This window comes from Amorphus sp. 3PC139-8 (genome assembly GCF_040750475.1).
GTDB lineage: Bacteria > Pseudomonadota > Alphaproteobacteria > Rhizobiales > Amorphaceae > Amorphus.
This window is the reverse complement of the sequence record NZ_JABJVY010000005.1, coordinates 185,081-201,224: the sequence shown is the minus strand read 5'-3', so window position 1 is coordinate 201,224 and position 16,144 is coordinate 185,081. Positions and strand designations below refer to the sequence as shown.

Genomic DNA, 16,144 nt, shown 5'->3' with positions numbered 1-16,144 from the left:
GTCATAATTCGGATCGGCACAGGGTGTGTTCGACCCTGGCGATTGGGGTGGCTTCGGAGGGGCAGGAAAAAAATCACCACCTGAAAAGCATTTAACCGCCATAAGACGGTCACGATGGCCCCGCCAATATTCGACCGGTGGTAGGGAACCCGATCGTCCCTGGTCGGTTAGACCCGTGTGCCATGAATCGCGGTGTGGGGAGATATGGCGGTGCACAATAAGGCGGGCGCGGAACGCCCGGCGGCGCGATGCTGACACGTCGAACAATGCTTGGGGGGCTTTCGGGCCTTGTTGCCACGAGCACGATGGTCCGGTCAGCATCGGCACAAGAGCAGGATGCGGCAACGCAAGGCGAAGCCGATGCGGCAGGCGGGGCGGAGCCCGCGCCTTTTTCTTTCGAGGCGTTGACCGAGCGGATGCGGGCAAAGGCCGGCGAGCCGTTCGAACAACCGTCCTTCGACGTTCCCGAGCCGGTACGTCAGCTCGATTACGAAGCCTACAAGCAGATCGCCTTTCGGCCCGACCGGGCGGTTTGGCGCGACACGGATTCGCCGTTTCGCATCCATGCCTTCCATCTGGGTTGGCTCTTCAACGAGCCGGTGAAGATTTTCGAGCTGGTCGACGGCCAGCCGCACGAACTGACCTTCTCGCCTGGGGATTTCGATTATCGCGACCCGCTGAACCCGGCCGATTTCGAGTCCCTCCCGATGCCGGGCGTGGCGGGCTTTCGCCTGCATTTTCCGCTCAATCGGCCGGACGTCTTCGACGAAGTGATCGCGTTCCAGGGAGCAAGCTATTTTCGTGCCGTCGGTTACGGCAACGTCTACGGCATCAGCGCGCGGGGACTGGCGATCGACACGGCCGCCGGGCGCGAGGAGGAGTTTCCGCGCTTCACGGAATTCTATCTGGAACGTCCCGGCCCGCGGGCGACGGAGATTCGCGTCTATGCGGCGCTGGAAAGCGCAAGCGTGACCGGGGCCTATGCCTTCACCATCCGGCCGGGGCTCTCCACCGTCACCGACATCGTCGCCAATCTCTTCTTCCGCGAGGACGTGCGCCGTCTCGGGATCGCCCCGATGACGTCGATGTTCCTGTTCGGGGAGAACAATCGGGCGGTGTTCGACGATTTTCGCGCGCGGGTGCACGACAGCGAAGGCCTGCGGATCATCCGCCAGAATGGGGACGAGGTCTGGCGCCATCTCAACAATCCGAGTGTGCTGGCGAACTCCTTTTTCGGCGAGGACAGCCCCTTGTCGTTCGCGCTCAATCAGCGCCATCGGGCGTTCGCCGACTACGAGGATGCCGAGGCGCACTACGAAAAGCGCCCCTCGCTGAGGGTGGAACCCCACGCCGGCTTCGGGAAGGGTCACATCCAGCTCGTCGAGATTCCCGCCGATGCCGATCATATGGACAATGTGGTGGCGTTCTGGACCCCGGAAGAGCCGGTTCAGGCCGGGACGGAACGTCATCTCGACTATCGGATGGTGTGGGGCGTGCCCGGCTCGGAAGAAAGCGTTCTCGGTCTTGCCGTGACCACCCGAACCGGCGCCGGCGGTCCGCCCGGATCGCGTCGCGACGATGGCCTGCGCAAATTCGTGGTCGATTTCGGCGGTGGCATGCTGCGCGGCTTGCCGGCGGACTCGCCGCTGAGCGCGGATTTTTCGGTCAACGGAGGGCAGACCGAAGCGACGGCGCTGTTCCGGATCGAGGATGGCCTGTGGCGATTTGCGTTCGATGTGCTTCCCGATGGGGAACGTCCTGTCGAGCTAACCGTTCGTCTCATGTTGGCCGACCGGCCTTTGACGGAAACCTGGCTTTATCAATGGAGACCTGGCGATGAGACACGACGTGTCTAATCCGGATGCGCTCGAGACGATCGACGCGCATTCGTCCGGAGCGGCTTCGATCGAAGCGTTCGCCCCTCCGCGCGCCCCGATGGCGATGCCGGTTCAAGTGCTGGAGGTGAGCTGGTCGGAGCGACTGGGGCTTGCATCCCTGTTCGCACCGCTCGCGGCTCGCCGTTAGCCGCTTGCCGCCTAGCCCTATCGCCAATCCGGCGGGAAGCTGATCTATGGTCTACTACTACCGCGTGTTGACGATCGCGGCGAGCTTGATCCTGACGTTCGTCGCCACGTCGTTGTTTTTCGATTTTGTGGCCTCGGACGATCTCGACGCGCTCGATCTCTTCCGCGTGGGGCTGCTCGCGATCACCTCCTTCGGCATCTCGCTGGGTGCGACGCTCGCCTTTACGGGACTGTTCGTGCCCGACCGCAAGCGGCCGCCGAGCGCGGAGCCGGCATCGTCGCGACGGACAGCGATCCTCGTGCCGATCTACAACGAAGATCCGGTGGCGACCTTCTCTCGCGTTTCGGCGATGCATCAGAGCCTGGAGGCGACCGGCGCAGCGCAGAATTTCCATTTCGTGATCCTGTCGGACACCCGCGACGAGACCATTGCGGAGGACGAAGAGCGCTGGTTCCTGCGCATGGTGGAGGAGAGCGGCCAAGACGGGCGCATGTTCTACCGCCGTCGCTCGGTCAATCACGGCCGCAAGGCGGGCAATGTGGCCGACTTCGTCCGTCGCTCCGGCGGCCACTACGACTTTCTCCTCATTCTCGATGCCGACAGTTTGATGGACGGCGAGACCATCGTGGAAATGGCGCGGCGCATGGAGGCGGATCCGAAGCTCGGCCTTCTGCAGACGTTGCCGAAGGTGATCAACGCCAAGTCCTGGTTCGGACGGTCGATGCAGTTCGCGTCGTGGTTTTTCGCGCCGTCGTTCGCGCGCGGCCTGGCGGCCGTGCAGGGCAGCTACGGCACCTTCTGGGGCCACAACGCGATGCTGCGCACGGAGGCGTTCGCGGCGTGTTGTGGCCTGCCGAAACTGTCCGGCAAGCCTCCGTTCGGCGGTGATATTCTGAGCCACGACTATGTTGAGGCGGCCTTGCTGGCCCGCGGTGGCTGGCGCCTGCGGCTCGATACCGATCTGGAAGGCTCGTTCGAGGAGGCGCCCGACGACCTGATGGCCTATGCCAAGCGCGACCGGCGCTGGTGCCAGGGCAATCTGCAGCATACGCGGCTTCTGTTCTCTCCGGGATTCTCGCCCTGGGCCCGGTTCAGCCTGGTGCAGGGGATCATGGCCTACCTGGCCTCCCCGCTCTGGCTCGCCTTCCTGGTGACCAGTCTGATGGCGCCGATCTTCGCGACCGACCCGGTCTATTTCCCCGAGCCAGGGATGCTGTTTCCGCGCTTTCCGCACGTGGACACCACCAAGGCGCTGATCCTGCTGGCAACGGTGGCGGCTCTCCTGGTGCTGCCCCGGCTTCTCATTCTGGCGAGGGTCTCCGGCAAGGCCTCTGATCGCGGCTTTTCCAGCGCGGCGGCGGTTGCCGGCTCCACCATCGTGGAGGTGCTGTGGTCGAGCGTGATGGCGCCGATCATGCTGCTGTTCCAGAGCCGGGCGGTGTTCCAGATCGTCACCGGTGCCGATGGCGGCTGGCCCGTCTCCAACCGCGACGAGGGCGTTTCGGCGACCGAGGCCTGGGCCGGAAGCTGGTGGATGTCGGTCGTGGGCATCCTGGCACTCGGCGTGACCGTGGCGTTTTCGCCGGACCTGTTGCCCTGGCTGCTTCCGGTCGGTGTGCCGATGATGCTGGCGCCGATCGTGATCTATCTGAGCTCGACCCCGGCTAGCGGGCGGGCGGGCCGACGGCTGGGCCTGTTCGTGACGCCGGTGGAACGGCGGGCGCCGTCGGTGGTGCGTCAGTTCCGCGGCGTGCTTGGCCGCTGGCGTGGCGAGCCGGTTCTGCCCGACGCTTTGGACGAGACCGCCGGGCCGGTGCGGGCCGAAGCCGACGTCGTTGGCTGAACGACTGCCGGGAGCCGGAACCGTTCGACCGCTCCGGCATTATTTTGCCGTCGCCGCAAAAGGCGCTCCCATGGCCGCTCATTCCGGTGCAAGCCGGGGTGAGCGGGGCGGAGACATAGCAAAGTTCCCAGCCTTCCCGACGGTGCGTCACATATCGAAGCGGGCGGAGAGCGGGGCGTGCAGCGAGCCGAGAAAGCCCGCCGGCACCCGCAGATCGTCCACCACCGCCTCGTTGTCCAGGCGCACATCGATCAACCGATCGGCAAGCGCGCGGCTCGCCAGAATATGGTCGGGCAGGTGCCGGCGCGCGCCGTGCCTGGCGCTGAAGCGAAGCGGTTCGGGCAACCGCTCCTCCAAGGCGTGGAGGGCGTAAGGTGCCAGCGCGTCCGTCTCCGTGTCTTCGGGAAGGGCCATCAGCATGCGCAGCGGCGTCTCGATCAGATCGGCGTTGAGATCGCCGGCCACTGCGATCAGCGCGTCAGGGTCGGCATCCAGAAGCTGATCGGCGGCATGGCGGATCTCCAGCGCCTGCCCAAGCCGCTTGGCGGCGGCGAGATAGAGGCCGGACGCCCAGCCGGAGGCAGTGCGCCAGGTGCTGCCTGTGAGTTTTTCCCCGGCGACCGGAGCCGCCAGCGGTGCGCGCAAATGGGCGTTGAACAGCGCAATGTTTCGCCCGGACGGGTGCGCGATGGTCGCCTGCAGCACCGCCCGGTCGAACCGGGCTTCCAGCGGCGCCTCGGGCGAGGCCGGTACGGGGATCTGAGCCGGCGGTACGCGGTCGTGGAGCAGGCGCTTGACGTCGATGATCTCGTAGCGCGACAGGATCACCAGATTGTGCCGGTCGCCCAGCGAGGTCTCCGAGCCGGCGCTTGCGCGGTCGAAGCCGGCGAGCGGCGTGTCGGCGATCAGATGGTCGAGATCGGCGAGCGTGCGCGAGCCTCCCCGTGGATCGCGCTGGCCGTTCACCTCCTGCAGGCAGAGAATGTCGGCTTCGATCGCCGTCAACCGGGCCCGCAAGAGCGCGATCCGTGCGAGCGTCGCCGCTTCGCCGGGCTTGTCCCCGCCAAAGGATTCCAGGTTGAAGGTGGCAAGCCGCATGGGCGGGGCGTCCTCGTGTGCGGGGGGTGGTCGCGCTCTGCAGGTCTTCTCGTGTCGCAATCTCGGACGGAGAACGGCGCCTCCGCTTTGCCGAAATTGCCGGGCTCAGCCATCGTCGGTCGATCGATCCGCTTCGGCCTCTTGGCGCACCCGGTCGCGAAAGGCGCGGCGGATCACCTTGCCGGTGGTGGTCAGCGGCATCTCGTCCACGAACGTGATTTCTCTCGGATATTCGTGGGCGGACAGGCGCCTGCGCACATGCGCCTGGATTTCGGCGGCGAGCGCGTCGTCCGGCACGAGGTCCGGCGTAACCTGAACGAAGGCCTTGACGATCTCGGTGCGCACGGGATCGGGCTTGCCGACCACGGCCGCGAGCTGCACCGCCGGATGGCCGATCAGGCAATCCTCGATTTCGCTCGGTCCGATCCGGTAGCCGGCGGAGGTGATGACATCGTCGTCGCGGCCGACGAAGGTGACATAGCCCTCCTCGTCCATCACGCCCTGATCGCCGGTCAGGAGCCAGTCGCCGCGATATTTTTCGCGCGTGGCGGCCGGACTGCCCCAATAATGCAGGAACATCACCGGATCGGGCGCTTGCACCGCGATGGTGCCCTGAGCGCCACGGGCGACTTCCACGCCGTCGTCGTCCACGATCGCCACCCGGTGCCCCGGCACCGCCCGTCCGATGGCGCCGGCCCGGTTGACGCCGATCGCGGCACAGGACGACAGCACGAGATTGCACTCCGTCTGGCCGTAGAACTCGTTGATGGTGAGACCCAGCACCTCGCGGCCCCAGTCGAAGGTGCCGCGCCCGAGGCTTTCGCCGCCGGAGCCCACGGAACGCAGCGCGAGGCCGGCGGGTGGCGGCACGGCTTTCAGCATGCGCAGCGCTGTCGGCGGGATGAAGGCGTTGCGGACCTCCTGGTCGACCATCAGACGCCACGCCTCCTCCGGGTCGAACCGGTCGAAGCGCCGCGCGACCACCGGCACGCCCAGCTTCAAGGCCGGCAGCAGCACGTTCAGAAGGCCGCCGGCCCAGGCCCAGTCGGCCGGAGTCCAGATCCGGTCTCCGGGCTGGGGTAGGAAATCGTGGTGCATCTGCACGCCGGGGATGTGGCCGAGCAGCACCCGGTGGCCATGGATCGCGCCTTTGGGCGGTCCGGTGGTGCCGGAGGTGTAGATCATCATCGCCGGCTCGTCGGCGCCGGTATCGACGGTCTCGAACCGGTCCGAGGCGCGGGCGACGAGGGCGTGATAGTCCCGCGCGTCCGGCCCGGCTCCGTCGGTGGAGAGCACCAGGGAGAGGTCCGGCACCCGGTCGCGGATCTCGGCGACCTTCGCCGCACCCGCGGCGTTGGTGAGGATCGCGCGCGCACCGGCATTGGCGAGCCGGTAGGCGATCGCCTCCGGTCCGAACACGTTGGCAAGCGGCAGGGCGATGGCGCCGAGCTTATAGACGGCGAGATGGCCGACCAGGGTTTCCAGGCACTGGGGCAGAAAGATCGCCACCCGATCGCCGCGGCCGATCCCGAGCGCTAGGAGTGCGTTGGCGAGCCTGTCGGTGGCTTGGCGCAGGCGGAGATAGGAGATCTCCCGTCGGCTGCCGTCGGCGGTGATCTCGATCAGCGCGGTGCGATCCGGCGTCCGGGCGGCCCAGACGTCGCAAACGTCGGCGGCAATGTTGTAGCGCTCCGGCACCTGCCAGCGGAACCCGGCGATCAGGGTGTCGTAGTCCGGGGCGGGGGAGAGGATCGTCAAGGTGCGCTCTTCTTATCTTTGTCGCGGGCTCTGGAGCATTTCGGGTTCGGGTCGAAACGATCCGAACGAGAGCGAATTGCTCAACCTAGGCCCCTTTATGAGAACGTCGGCCGCTCCTTGCAAATCGTCCCTTGACCGAGGAGGCCGGCTATTCGGCCGGCGCCGCGAAGATCGCAGCCCAGAACACCTTATATTTGCTGCCGGGCGCGTAGGCGGTGGCGATCCCGAACCGAGTCGCATCCGGCTTCAGCATGTTGGCGTTGTGGGTCTTGAGCTCTCGCCAACCGGAAAAGGCTTCCGCCACGGTCCGGTAGCCGGCGCTGACATTCTCCACCGCGGAGGCGGCATGATAGCCGGCGGCGTCGAGCCGGGCGTCGAGCTTGCGCTCGCCGGCGAGCGAGAGCTGTACGCTGTCGCGGGCGGCCAAAAGGTCGGCCTGCTCCTGGGCAACGCCGGTCAGCGCGGGATCGAGCGTCAGCGTCGGCAGGCCGTTGTTGGCGCGGTAGCTGTTGATCAGGTTAAGCGCGGATTGTGCGTCGATATGGGCGCTTGCGCCGCCGAGATCGCGATAGAAGGCCGGCTGTTCCGGCGCCTTGGCGCAGGCGGCAAGCAGGGCCAGCGGCAGGAGGAGGAGAAGGTGACGGGCGCGAAGCCGGACCATGCAGGATATCCTTGCTGACGCAAATTCGAGGTCAAAGTGGGGATCGACTTTGCCTGACGTTGCTCTCGTTCTTTTCCATGGCGCTCCGGTTTGGCAAAAAAAGCGGATTCCGTTTTTCACCCCGGCGCAACCTAATCCTCAATAGGCCTCAAATCACGCGTCGCCGCCATCGCCTCCCCCGTCGGCGTCCGGAACCTCGAGCGGTTCGGCCGGTCCGCTGGTTGTCCCCTTGCCGCTGGCGCGCTTGCGCGGACGGCTCGGTCGGTTGGCGCCGGCATTGGCGAAGCGTTCGAGCGTGTCGAGATCGACCATGTGGAGGTCGCGGCGGGTATAGGGGATCTCGATCCCATTGGCCTTCAAGGTCCGGTAGACGGCGAAGCGCAGCTCCGAACGGGCGCTGAGCACATAGTCCACGTTGCCGAGATAGCAGAAGATCTGAAACTCCAACGCCGATTCGCCGAAGTTGGAGAGATAGACCTTTGCTTCCGGATAGGCGAGCACGTTCGGATGGTCCTGCGCCACCTCCAGGAGGAGATCGTGGACCTTGTCGGGATCGGCGTCGAAGGGAACGCGCACGTCGATGATCACGCGTCCGGTGGTGTCGGTGTGCATCCAGTTCTTGACGACGCCCGAAATCAGGTCGGAGTTCGGCACGATCACGCTGGAGCGGTCGAAGGTCTCGATCTCGGTGGAACGCACGTTGATGCGTTTGACGTAGCCCTGCTCGGCGCCGACGACGATCCAGTCGCCCACCTTGATCGGCCGTTCGGCCAGCAGGATGAGGCCGGAGACGAAGTTGTTGACGATAGACTGCAGGCCGAAACCGACGCCGACAGAGAGCGCGCCGGCGATCAGCGCGACATTCTGGAGATTGAAGCCGGCAACGGAGAACGCCACCACGCCGGCCGTGATCACGCCGAGATAGCCGAGCCCGGTGCGCACCGAGGTCTTCAGTCCGACGTCCATGCGCGTGTGGGGCAGAAAGCGGGTATCGAGCCAGCGCTGGAAGGCGCGCGTGGCGAGCATTCCGATCGCGAACACGATCAGGGCGCCGAGGAAGGCGGCCGGAGAGAGCGTGACCGACCCGATCGACACGTTGGTGACGGAGCGGCGCAGGGCGGTGAAAAGATCGTCGCCTGTAAAGCCGAACGGTGCCAGCAAGGTTACGAAGGCGAACGCGATCAAGAGGAGGCGGCCGAGCCCGGACAACAGGACGCCGGTCTGCTCCACTGTCGCCGGTCGGAAGCGGAGGTCGCGCAGGAGGATATCGCCGACGGTGGTGCCGCCGCGGAAGGTCGCAGTCATCACCTCGTCGGCGAGGATTAGGATCAGATAGAGGATCGACAGAACGAGCCCGGTCCAGACCATCTGGCCGATCATGAACCAGCCCAGCGTGAGGTAGCCGGCGAGGGGGGCGAAGCCAGCGACGATGGCCGCAAGCCAGGCCGGCGGCAACACCCATCGCCAGATCGCGATCGAGCCGCCGTCCGGGCTGTCGGAATCCTCATTGAGCCCGCGCGCGATCGCCCTGAGCGATCCCATCCAGGCCGCAGCGGTGGCGAGCGCGAAGACCCCCTGGATCCCCTCGATCGTCGGTAGCGGCAGGGCCATGACATTGGCCATACGGGCGAAGAACAGGCCGAGGCTGTAGATGCCGCCGGACAGAATGACCCAACGCATGATCGTGCCTGCGCCGGAATCGGCGACGGACAGATAGCGCCAGCCGGGCCGGTTCGGAGCCACGATCGCCACGGCGAGCCCGCGGATCGAGGCGAACAGCCCAAGCGCGATCAGCAACGAGACCAGGCTTTTTTCGATCCGGTGCGGCAACAGGTTGAACGCGTCCAGCGTGCCGATCAACGCCATCATGACGGCGGCCACCAGCCCCACATTGAGTGAGGCAATGGCGACGGCGCGACTGGCCTTGGTCAGGGAAGGGACGTTGGTGGCAGACGGATCGCGGCTGATTCGCCGATAGATGTGGCGGCGCACGGGCCCGAACAGGAGGTACGCGAGACCCGCGATCGCCAGCAGGCTACCCCACGTCGACCACTCGCTGCGCAGGCTGACGACGCCGCGCCAGTCGTTGATCAGGGACCGGACGCGGCGCATCACCTCCGGAATCTCGGAGATGAAGTCCCGCCATAATCCGGGATCGAGGATGGAGCGCCGACGCTCGCCGATCTCCTGGGCGAACAGCCGGCGCCGCTTATCTTCGATGGTGGTAACCACCTCGTCGGCCCGCAGCGCCGTCGCGTGCGCCTGTTTAAGGACCGCTTCCAGAGCCACCAGGTTGCGGGTCTGGGTTTCGCGCTCCCGTTTCAGGGCTTCCGGCTCCAGCGCGCTCTGCTCTTTCGGCAGGCTCAACTCCTGGAGACGGGCGCGCAGGGCATCGGCGCGCGGCTGCAGCCGCTCGATCATTGGTTGGATCTGGTTGTGGATCTCCGAGACCGAGCGCCTGAGATCGATCATCTCTTCGTCGCTGAGGTCGGTGTTGACGAGCCGTTCGGAGATCCGGTCGAGCCTGGCGCGCCAGGCATCGAGCTGGCCCTGATCGGCGGGATCGACGGTCGCGGGAATGACCGGTTCGGAAGGGGCAGCTTCAAGCGGGGTGGTGCCCGAAGGAGCGTCCGGGTTGTCTTCCGGCGGTTGCGCGTCTTGCGCGACCGCACCGGCGATCGCTGGCACCAGAATGGCGACGATCAGGAGGCTGCAGCAGAGAGATCGCCAGAACCAGCGCATAGGACATCCGTTGGCGAGGCCAAAAGGCAGGGTCGAACGGACCGGACGCGACGGCGACCGGCTCGCCAGCCAACCTGCAACAGAACGCGGCAGTGGTGTGGCGAAGCGCGGCCATCGTCGGTTCCACCATGCGCGAAACGGACGCGAAAATTAAGTCGGGAGCGAATTTGCAGGATTTGGCATGCGCGAACTGGGGGCGGATCACACACGGGTGATCCAACCTCTTCCGGCACGGACATCATCGCTCTGAGGACAAGGCGCTCCGCCTTGGGGGCGGAGCGCCGGTGCGGCCTGTCGGTTTTCGGAGGTCAGAGCTTGCGGGTCGAGAAGTACCAGTCGACCGTGTTGTAGCCCTCGGACCCGCGGGTCGCGGCGGCGGCTGCGGTCGCCGGCGGAGGCACGATCACGTCGTCGCCGGGCTGCCAGGCTTCCGGCGTTGCGATCTTTTCGACATCGGAGGTCTGGAGCGCCTTCACGAGGCGGAGGATTTCCTCAACCGAGCGGCCGTTGCTCATCGGATAGTAGAGCATGGCCCGCAGGACGCCGTTCGGGTCGATCACGAACGTCGCGCGCACGGCGGACGTGTCGGATGCTCCCGGCTGGATCATGCCGTAGGCTTTGGCGACCTTCATATCGAGGTCGGCGATGATCGGAAAACCGATCTCCACGTCGAAGCTCTCCTTGATCGCGCGCATCCAGGCGATGTGGGCGTAGTGGCTGTCGATAGAGAGGCCCAGGAGCTCCACGTTGAGCGCGGCGAACGCGTCCTGGCGCTTGGCGAATGCCATGAACTCCGTGGTGCAGACCGGCGTGAAGTCCGCCGGGTGGGAGAACAGCACGAGCCACTTGCCGCGATAGTCGGCGAGGCTCTTGGTGCCGTCGGTCGTCAGCGCTTGGAAGTCGGGTGCGGGCTCGTTCAGACGGGGCAGCGAGACAGCTTGGTCGGACATGGTCGGCTCCTTCGGGGTTGCGATTTCGATGACCCAGAGGTAGGCCGAGGCTTCCAATCTTGGAAATTGATTATTCGATTGTCATTTATTGAGTATGTCTATGACGGAGTCCGCTCTCACCCTTCGCCAGTTGCGTTTCCTCGTGGCCCTTGCCGACGAGCTGAATTTCTCGCGGGCCGCCGAGACCTGTCTGGTCACGCAGCCCACGCTCAGCTCGGCCCTGAAAGAAATGGAGGATGTGCTCGGCGTGACGCTCGCCGAACGGACGAAGCGCTCGGTTCTGTTGACGCCGATCGGCCAGGAGATCGCGCGTCGCGCTCGCACGATCCTGGCCGACGTGAAGGAGATCGACGAGCTTGCCGCCCGTCAGCGGGGCCATTTGCGAGGCGACCTGCGCCTGGGGGCGATCCCGACGGTTGGCCCGTTCCTGATTCCGAAGGCGCTGCCGTTGCTGAGGAGAACCCATCCGGAGCTGCGCCTCTATCTACGCGAAGAGCTGACGGAATCGCTTTTGGCCGGGCTGGCGGCCGGACGGCTGGACCTGGTGCTGATCGCACTGCCGCATGAGATCGGATCGGTCGAGACCGAACCGCTGTTCGAGGACGGCTATCAGCTCGCGACGCCGAACGATCATCCGCTGGCCCATCGAACCAACGTCGCCGGATCGGATCTCGCCGGCGCCGAGCTCCTGCTTCTGGAAAAGGGGCATTGCCTGCAGCGCCACGCGCTTTCCGCTTTCCCGGACGTTGCCGTTGCCCAGGACGACAGCTTTGCCGCCACCAGCCTGGCCACGCTGGCGGCGATGGTGGCGGAGGGAATGGGGATCACCCTGTTGCCGCAGCTCGCGGTGGACGCTGGGGGCATGCAAGCAAGCGGGGTCGCGCTGACGCCCTTGCCCGGGGCGCGGCCGCGCGAGGTCGTGCTTGCCTGGCGCAAGACGTCTCCTCACGGCGACGATTTCCGCGCGCTGGCAGAGGTGTTTCGGGCCGCACGAGCGGAACTCTCGGCGGGAGCGGTGCCTGCCGCCGCGGAATAGGTCGATCGCTTGCGCCGGGTCAGCTCGCCTTGCGCCCGGTCTCCTCCGCGCCCGCGGCGGCGTTCGGCGGTGTCGTCTCGTTCGCCGGTGGGGCGAGCACATCCGACATGGTTTCAGACGACACCACGCCGCGCAGCCGGCCATCGGCGTCGACGACGGCCACCGGATAGTCGGAACCGAGCGTTGCGGGCAGTGCGACTTCGAGTGGGTCGGAGGTGGCGACCACAGGCCGATTCTCCACCACGTCCCAGGTGGTTTTGGCGCCATTCGGTTCGGCGATCGCTGCCTCCACGGCGTTTTGCGTGACCAGACCGCGATAGGCGTCGCCGTCGACGGCATAGCCGTAAGCTGCACCGAGCTGGCGCATCTCGGCCAAGGCGCGCTCCAGATTTTCCTCCGTGACGCGATGTTGCGGGGGCTTCATCACCACGTCGACGGTGAGAACCCGCGCCCGGTTCACGTCGCGCACGAAGGCGCGGACATAGTCGTCGGCTGGGCGGAGCAGGATTTCCGGTGGGGTGCCGACCTGGGACAGGCGTCCATCCTTCAGGATCGCGATCCGGTCGCCGATCTTCAGCGCCTCGTCGAGATCGTGGGTGATGAACACGATGGTCTTGTTGAGCTCGGCCTGCAGCGCAATGAGCTGGTCCTGCATCTGGCTGCGGATCAAGGGGTCGAGGGCGGAGAAAGCCTCGTCCATCAGCAGGATGTCGGCGTCGGTGGCGAGCGCGCGCGCCAGGCCGACACGCTGTTGCATGCCGCCGGAAAGCTGGCTCGGATACTGGTTCTCGAAGCCGGAGAGGCCGACGGCTTCCACCCATTTCGCCGCCGTCGCCCGGCGCGCCCGCCGCGAAACGCTGCGCACCTCCAGCCCGTAGGCGACATTCTCTAAAACCGTGCGATGGGGCATGAGCCCGAAGCGTTGGAACACCATGCTCATGCGCGCGCGCCGGAAGGCTTCGAGCGCGCGCGGCTTCAGCGTCATCACGTCCGCGCCATCGACCAGGATGCGACCGTCGGTGGGGTCGATCAGGCGGTTGAAGTGGCGGATCAGCGTCGATTTGCCGGAGCCGGAAAGGCCCATCACGACGAAGATCTCGCCCTTTGCGATGGAAAGGGAGACATCGTCGAGGGCAAGCGTGTGGCCGCTCTCGGCCAAGAGCGCGTCTTTGTCGAAGCCCTGGCGAACGCGCGTGAGCGCGGCCTTCGGGTCGGGGCCGAAGATCTTCGTGATGTGCTCGACTTCGATCAACGCCATCGCGGCGGTCTCCCGATCGGTGCTGGGCCAGGAATTAGCGCTGGCCGGCGCGGCGATAGGCCTGGGCTCTGGCGCCGATCGACTGGCTGATGCGATCGAACACGACAGCCAGCACCACGATGGCGATGCCGCCGACCAGGCCTTGTCCGGCATCGTTGCGTTGAAGACCGACCAGCACGGTCTCGCCGACGCCGCGTGCGCCGATCATCGAGGCAATCACCACCATGGCAAGCGCCATCATGGTGGTCTGGTTGATGCCCTGCATGATGGAGGGCAGCGCCAGCGGGATCTGCACGCCTTTCAGAAGCTGCCAGCGGCTGGCGCCGAAGGCGCGGCTTGCCTCCACCACATCGGCGGCGACCTCGCGGATGCCGAGATCGGTGAGGCGGATCAGCGGTGGGGTGGCGTAGATCACGGTTGCCAGGATTGCCGGCACCTTGCCCAGCCCGAACAGCATGGCCGCCGGGATCAGGTAGACGAAGCTCGGGATTGTCTGCATCAGGTCGAGCACCGGCGAAATGATGGTGCGCAGCAGGTCGGACCGGGAGGACAAGACGCCGATCGGCACTCCGATGAGGATCGACAGCGCGACGGAGACGAGCAAAATCGCCACCGTCTGCATCGCTTGCTCCCAGAGGCCGAGCGTGCCGACGAACCACATCGCTACCATCATGGAAAGCGCGAGCCCGATCCGGCGGCTGGCGCCGAAGGCGAGCAGGCCGACGGCGAGGATGATCACCCAGGCGGGCGCATCGCGCAGGCCGCGCTCCAGCGCGACGAGAACGGTCAAGAGTGCCCGGGAGATCGCCTCGAACACGTCGCCGTAGTTCACCACGAGAAAGCGCACGGCGTCGTTGGTCGCCGTGCGGATCGCCTGGCCGACATGTTCGCCGAGGAAGAGGGTGTCCTGGTTCATGCGGGGTTCCGTGGCGGCTTCGGACAGGCAGTGGGCCCGGGACCTATCGAAAACCAGGTGCGCGCGCAAATCCAGGAAAAGTGCGAAGCGGTTTTCCGTCCGGATTTGCGCGAAGGGACGCGAAATCCAGGAAAAGTGCGAAGCGGTTTTCCGTCCGGATTTGCGTGAAAGGACGCGAAATCCAGGAAAAGTGCGAAGTGTTTTTTGTCCTCACGCTGTCGCGGTTTTGCCACTTCGACCCGGACGGGGCGGGTCGAAGTGAAGCCAGCGCTCGGTTCGTCAGCTCGCCGTCAGGGCGGCTTTCACACTCTCGGTCACTTCGTCAGGCACCCATCCGGTCCAGATGTCCGGATTTTCCTTCAGGAAGTGGACGGCAGCCTCTTCGGCCGTGGCGTTTTTGGCCTGCATGTAGGCGAGCGCGTCGGAGATCAGCGCGTTGCTGGTCTCGTACCTGTCCAGGAAGCGGATGATGTCGGGCGCCATTTCCGCAAACGCGGTGTTCACGGCGATGGAGACGGCGGTGAGGGGATAGGCCGTGGCCTCTTTCACGTCGCTCGGATTGGTCTGCGAGGTGAGCGCGGCCCAGGTCTCCTCGTTATAGGGAGGCTCCTCAAGCGCCACGATCTGGTCGCCGATCTGGCCCAGAAGCCGGCTCGGCCCCCAATAATAGAACAGGATCGGCTCCTTGCGGCGAATGTGGGTCTCGATCGTCGCGGCAAGTGCTGCGCCGGTTCCCGGCCGAAAGTTGGTGTAGCTGTCGGTCAGGCCATAGGCGTAGAGCTTCTTGGTGTTGATGACCTCGCAGCCCCAGCCGAGGATGCAGTTGTAGAAGCGGCCCATGCCGGGCTTGTCCGGATCGGCGAAGACATCCTTGACGTTCGGCAGATCGGAGACCGACGCGAGCCCTTTGGCCGGCGCGTCGTCGCCGTCGACGGTGTATTTCGGGACGTACCAGTTCTGGGTGGCGTCGGGATAGTTGACCCCGATCGCCTCGACCTTGCCGTTCTCGGCGACCCTGGCCCAGGCATCGGGAATGTCGGGGATCCAGGTCTCCATGGAGATGTCGACCTCGCCACGGGCCATGCTGTTGAGCAGCGGAATTGTCGAGCCCGCGACGATCGACGTATCGCAGCCGTAGCCATGCTTCAGAATGAAGCTGACAACACCGTTGTGGAAGGCGCTGGAATCCCAATCGAGACCCGCGAGCGCAACGGGGCGGTCGACCTCGCAGACCGGCACCTCCTGCGCGGATACGGACGATCCGGCCAAAGTCGCGGGAAGTGCGACCGCAATGGCAGCGACGGCGTATTTCAGCACGGCAATCCTCCCCGGCGCGGCGGGAACCCGCGTACGGAAGCCGCGGCCCCGACTTTGTCGAGCCAGTATAGATTGCTGTTGCCGGTTGTGAACCCGCCTCCACTGCCTTTGCGGAGGCGCTCGGCTTCGCGGATGTGTTGTGACGAAGGGGTTCGAAGTCGTCGCCGAGCTTCCCGGTCTCCATGCCTGCGACATCGTCTGTCTTGTAGGCGGGAAAGCTGCGATATGACCTAGACTCTAGGATCGAGCCTGATAGTGCAGTAGGTCATAGCGCCTGGAATGATAAGAATATGCTAAAAGACCTGCGATGGGCAGGGCTCCCTCTCCATCTGAGTAAGTCTATTTGTCCGCCCGAAGTGTTGCAAGATCTTACTCTTCGAAGAGATGGAAACAAAAAAATCTCCAAAATTGCGCGCGCCTTTTCTGGGATTCGATCGAATTGTTCCCACCAATGACCTCGGGATTCGATCGAATTGTTCCCACCAATGACCTCGGGATTTATCGCTTCTGACCCTCAGGCGCGGCAATGGCGTCGTATGA

Annotated in this window: 12 protein-coding genes; 4 read left to right on the top strand and 8 right to left on the bottom strand. The window is 65.4% G+C overall.

Translation table 11 applies throughout. The annotated features are described in order from the left end of the window. Positions 1-305 precede the first annotated feature (305 nt). From HNS03_RS07435 to mdoH, 3 genes are read left to right on the top strand one after another with little or no spacing between them, the layout of a single operon-like run. A complete protein-coding gene (locus tag HNS03_RS07435; protein ID WP_367194157.1) occupies positions 306-1,856 on the top strand; it encodes a glucan biosynthesis protein in 1,551 nt (516 codons plus the stop codon). After that, complete coding sequence (locus HNS03_RS07430; RefSeq protein WP_367194156.1) at positions 1,837-2,025, top strand: hypothetical protein; 189 nt, start codon at positions 1,837-1,839, stop codon at positions 2,023-2,025. Before HNS03_RS07435 ends, HNS03_RS07430 begins: the two co-directional genes overlap by 20 nt. Positions 2,026-2,071: 46 nt before the next feature. Then, positions 2,072-3,868 (top strand): glucans biosynthesis glucosyltransferase MdoH, encoded by a 1,797-nt coding sequence (gene mdoH / locus HNS03_RS07425; protein WP_367194154.1) that lies wholly within the window; start codon positions 2,072-2,074, stop codon positions 3,866-3,868. Positions 3,869-4,015: 147 nt separating this feature from the next. Here mdoH and HNS03_RS07420 read toward each other — a convergent pair whose 3' ends face one another. From HNS03_RS07420 to HNS03_RS07400, 5 genes are all read right to left on the bottom strand, one after another. Further along, positions 4,016-4,966 (bottom strand): endonuclease/exonuclease/phosphatase family protein, encoded by a 951-nt coding sequence (locus HNS03_RS07420; protein ID WP_367194152.1) that lies wholly within the window; start codon positions 4,964-4,966, stop codon positions 4,016-4,018. A 105-nt stretch (positions 4,967-5,071) separates the two neighbouring features. Further along, on the bottom strand, positions 5,072-6,724 hold the full coding sequence (locus HNS03_RS07415) for an AMP-binding protein (protein ID WP_367194151.1): 1,653 nt from the start codon (positions 6,722-6,724) through the stop codon (positions 5,072-5,074). Positions 6,725-6,872: 148 nt separating this feature from the next. Continuing rightward, the gene (locus tag HNS03_RS07410) at positions 6,873-7,385 is read right to left on the bottom strand and encodes a CAP domain-containing protein (RefSeq protein ID WP_367194149.1); all 513 of its coding nucleotides are present in this window, start codon (positions 7,383-7,385) and stop codon (positions 6,873-6,875) included. Between the two features lie 153 nt (positions 7,386-7,538). Then, positions 7,539-10,127, bottom strand: a complete 2,589-nt coding sequence (locus HNS03_RS07405; RefSeq protein ID WP_367194148.1) for a DUF3772 domain-containing protein — start codon at positions 10,125-10,127, stop codon at positions 7,539-7,541. A gap of 308 nt (positions 10,128-10,435) precedes the next feature. Then, positions 10,436-11,077 carry a peroxiredoxin gene (locus HNS03_RS07400; protein ID WP_367194146.1) on the bottom strand — a complete coding sequence of 214 codons (642 nt, stop codon included), beginning with the start codon at positions 11,075-11,077 and terminating at the stop codon, positions 10,436-10,438. Positions 11,078-11,177: 100 nt separating this feature from the next. On the opposite strand from HNS03_RS07400, the gene HNS03_RS07395 reads away from it, so the two are divergent. Next, positions 11,178-12,113 carry a LysR substrate-binding domain-containing protein gene (locus tag HNS03_RS07395; protein WP_367194144.1) on the top strand — a complete coding sequence of 312 codons (936 nt, stop codon included), beginning with the start codon at positions 11,178-11,180 and terminating at the stop codon, positions 12,111-12,113. Between the two features lie 19 nt (positions 12,114-12,132). Here the strand turns inward: HNS03_RS07395 and HNS03_RS07390 are convergent, their stop codons facing one another. From HNS03_RS07390 to HNS03_RS07380, 3 genes are all read right to left on the bottom strand, one after another. After that, on the bottom strand, positions 12,133-13,371 hold the full coding sequence (locus HNS03_RS07390; RefSeq protein ID WP_367194142.1) for a glycine betaine/L-proline ABC transporter ATP-binding protein: 1,239 nt from the start codon (positions 13,369-13,371) through the stop codon (positions 12,133-12,135). 34 nt (positions 13,372-13,405) lie between these two features. Then, entirely contained in the window at positions 13,406-14,287 is an 882-nt protein-coding gene (locus HNS03_RS07385; RefSeq protein WP_367194140.1) for an ABC transporter permease, read from the bottom strand. A 279-nt stretch (positions 14,288-14,566) separates the two neighbouring features. Then, positions 14,567-15,604 (bottom strand): ABC transporter substrate-binding protein, encoded by a 1,038-nt coding sequence (locus HNS03_RS07380; RefSeq protein WP_367194138.1) that lies wholly within the window; start codon positions 15,602-15,604, stop codon positions 14,567-14,569. Positions 15,605-16,144 lie beyond the last annotated feature (540 nt).

What these genes read in the sequence shown, in the direction of transcription:
- HNS03_RS07435 (WP_367194157.1), top strand. Translation starts at nt 306, where the DNA reads ATGGTCCGGTCAGCATCGGCACAAGAGCAGGATGCGGCAACGCAAGGC.
- HNS03_RS07430 (WP_367194156.1), top strand. Translation starts at nt 1,837, where the DNA reads ATGAGACACGACGTGTCTAATCCGGATGCGCTCGAGACGATCGACGCG.
- mdoH (WP_367194154.1), top strand. Translation starts at nt 2,072, where the DNA reads ATGGTCTACTACTACCGCGTGTTGACGATCGCGGCGAGCTTGATCCTG.
- HNS03_RS07420 (WP_367194152.1), bottom strand. Translation starts at nt 4,966, where the DNA reads ATGCGGCTTGCCACCTTCAACCTGGAATCCTTTGGCGGGGACAAGCCC.
- HNS03_RS07410 (WP_367194149.1), bottom strand. Translation starts at nt 7,385, where the DNA reads ATGGTCCGGCTTCGCGCCCGTCACCTTCTCCTCCTCCTGCCGCTGGCC.
- HNS03_RS07405 (WP_367194148.1), bottom strand. Translation starts at nt 10,127, where the DNA reads ATGCGCTGGTTCTGGCGATCTCTCTGCTGCAGCCTCCTGATCGTCGCC.
- HNS03_RS07400 (WP_367194146.1), bottom strand. Translation starts at nt 11,077, where the DNA reads ATGTCCGACCAAGCTGTCTCGCTGCCCCGTCTGAACGAGCCCGCACCC.
- HNS03_RS07395 (WP_367194144.1), top strand. Translation starts at nt 11,178, where the DNA reads ATGACGGAGTCCGCTCTCACCCTTCGCCAGTTGCGTTTCCTCGTGGCC.
- HNS03_RS07390 (WP_367194142.1), bottom strand. Translation starts at nt 13,371, where the DNA reads ATGGCGTTGATCGAAGTCGAGCACATCACGAAGATCTTCGGCCCCGAC.
- HNS03_RS07385 (WP_367194140.1), bottom strand. Translation starts at nt 14,287, where the DNA reads ATGAACCAGGACACCCTCTTCCTCGGCGAACATGTCGGCCAGGCGATC.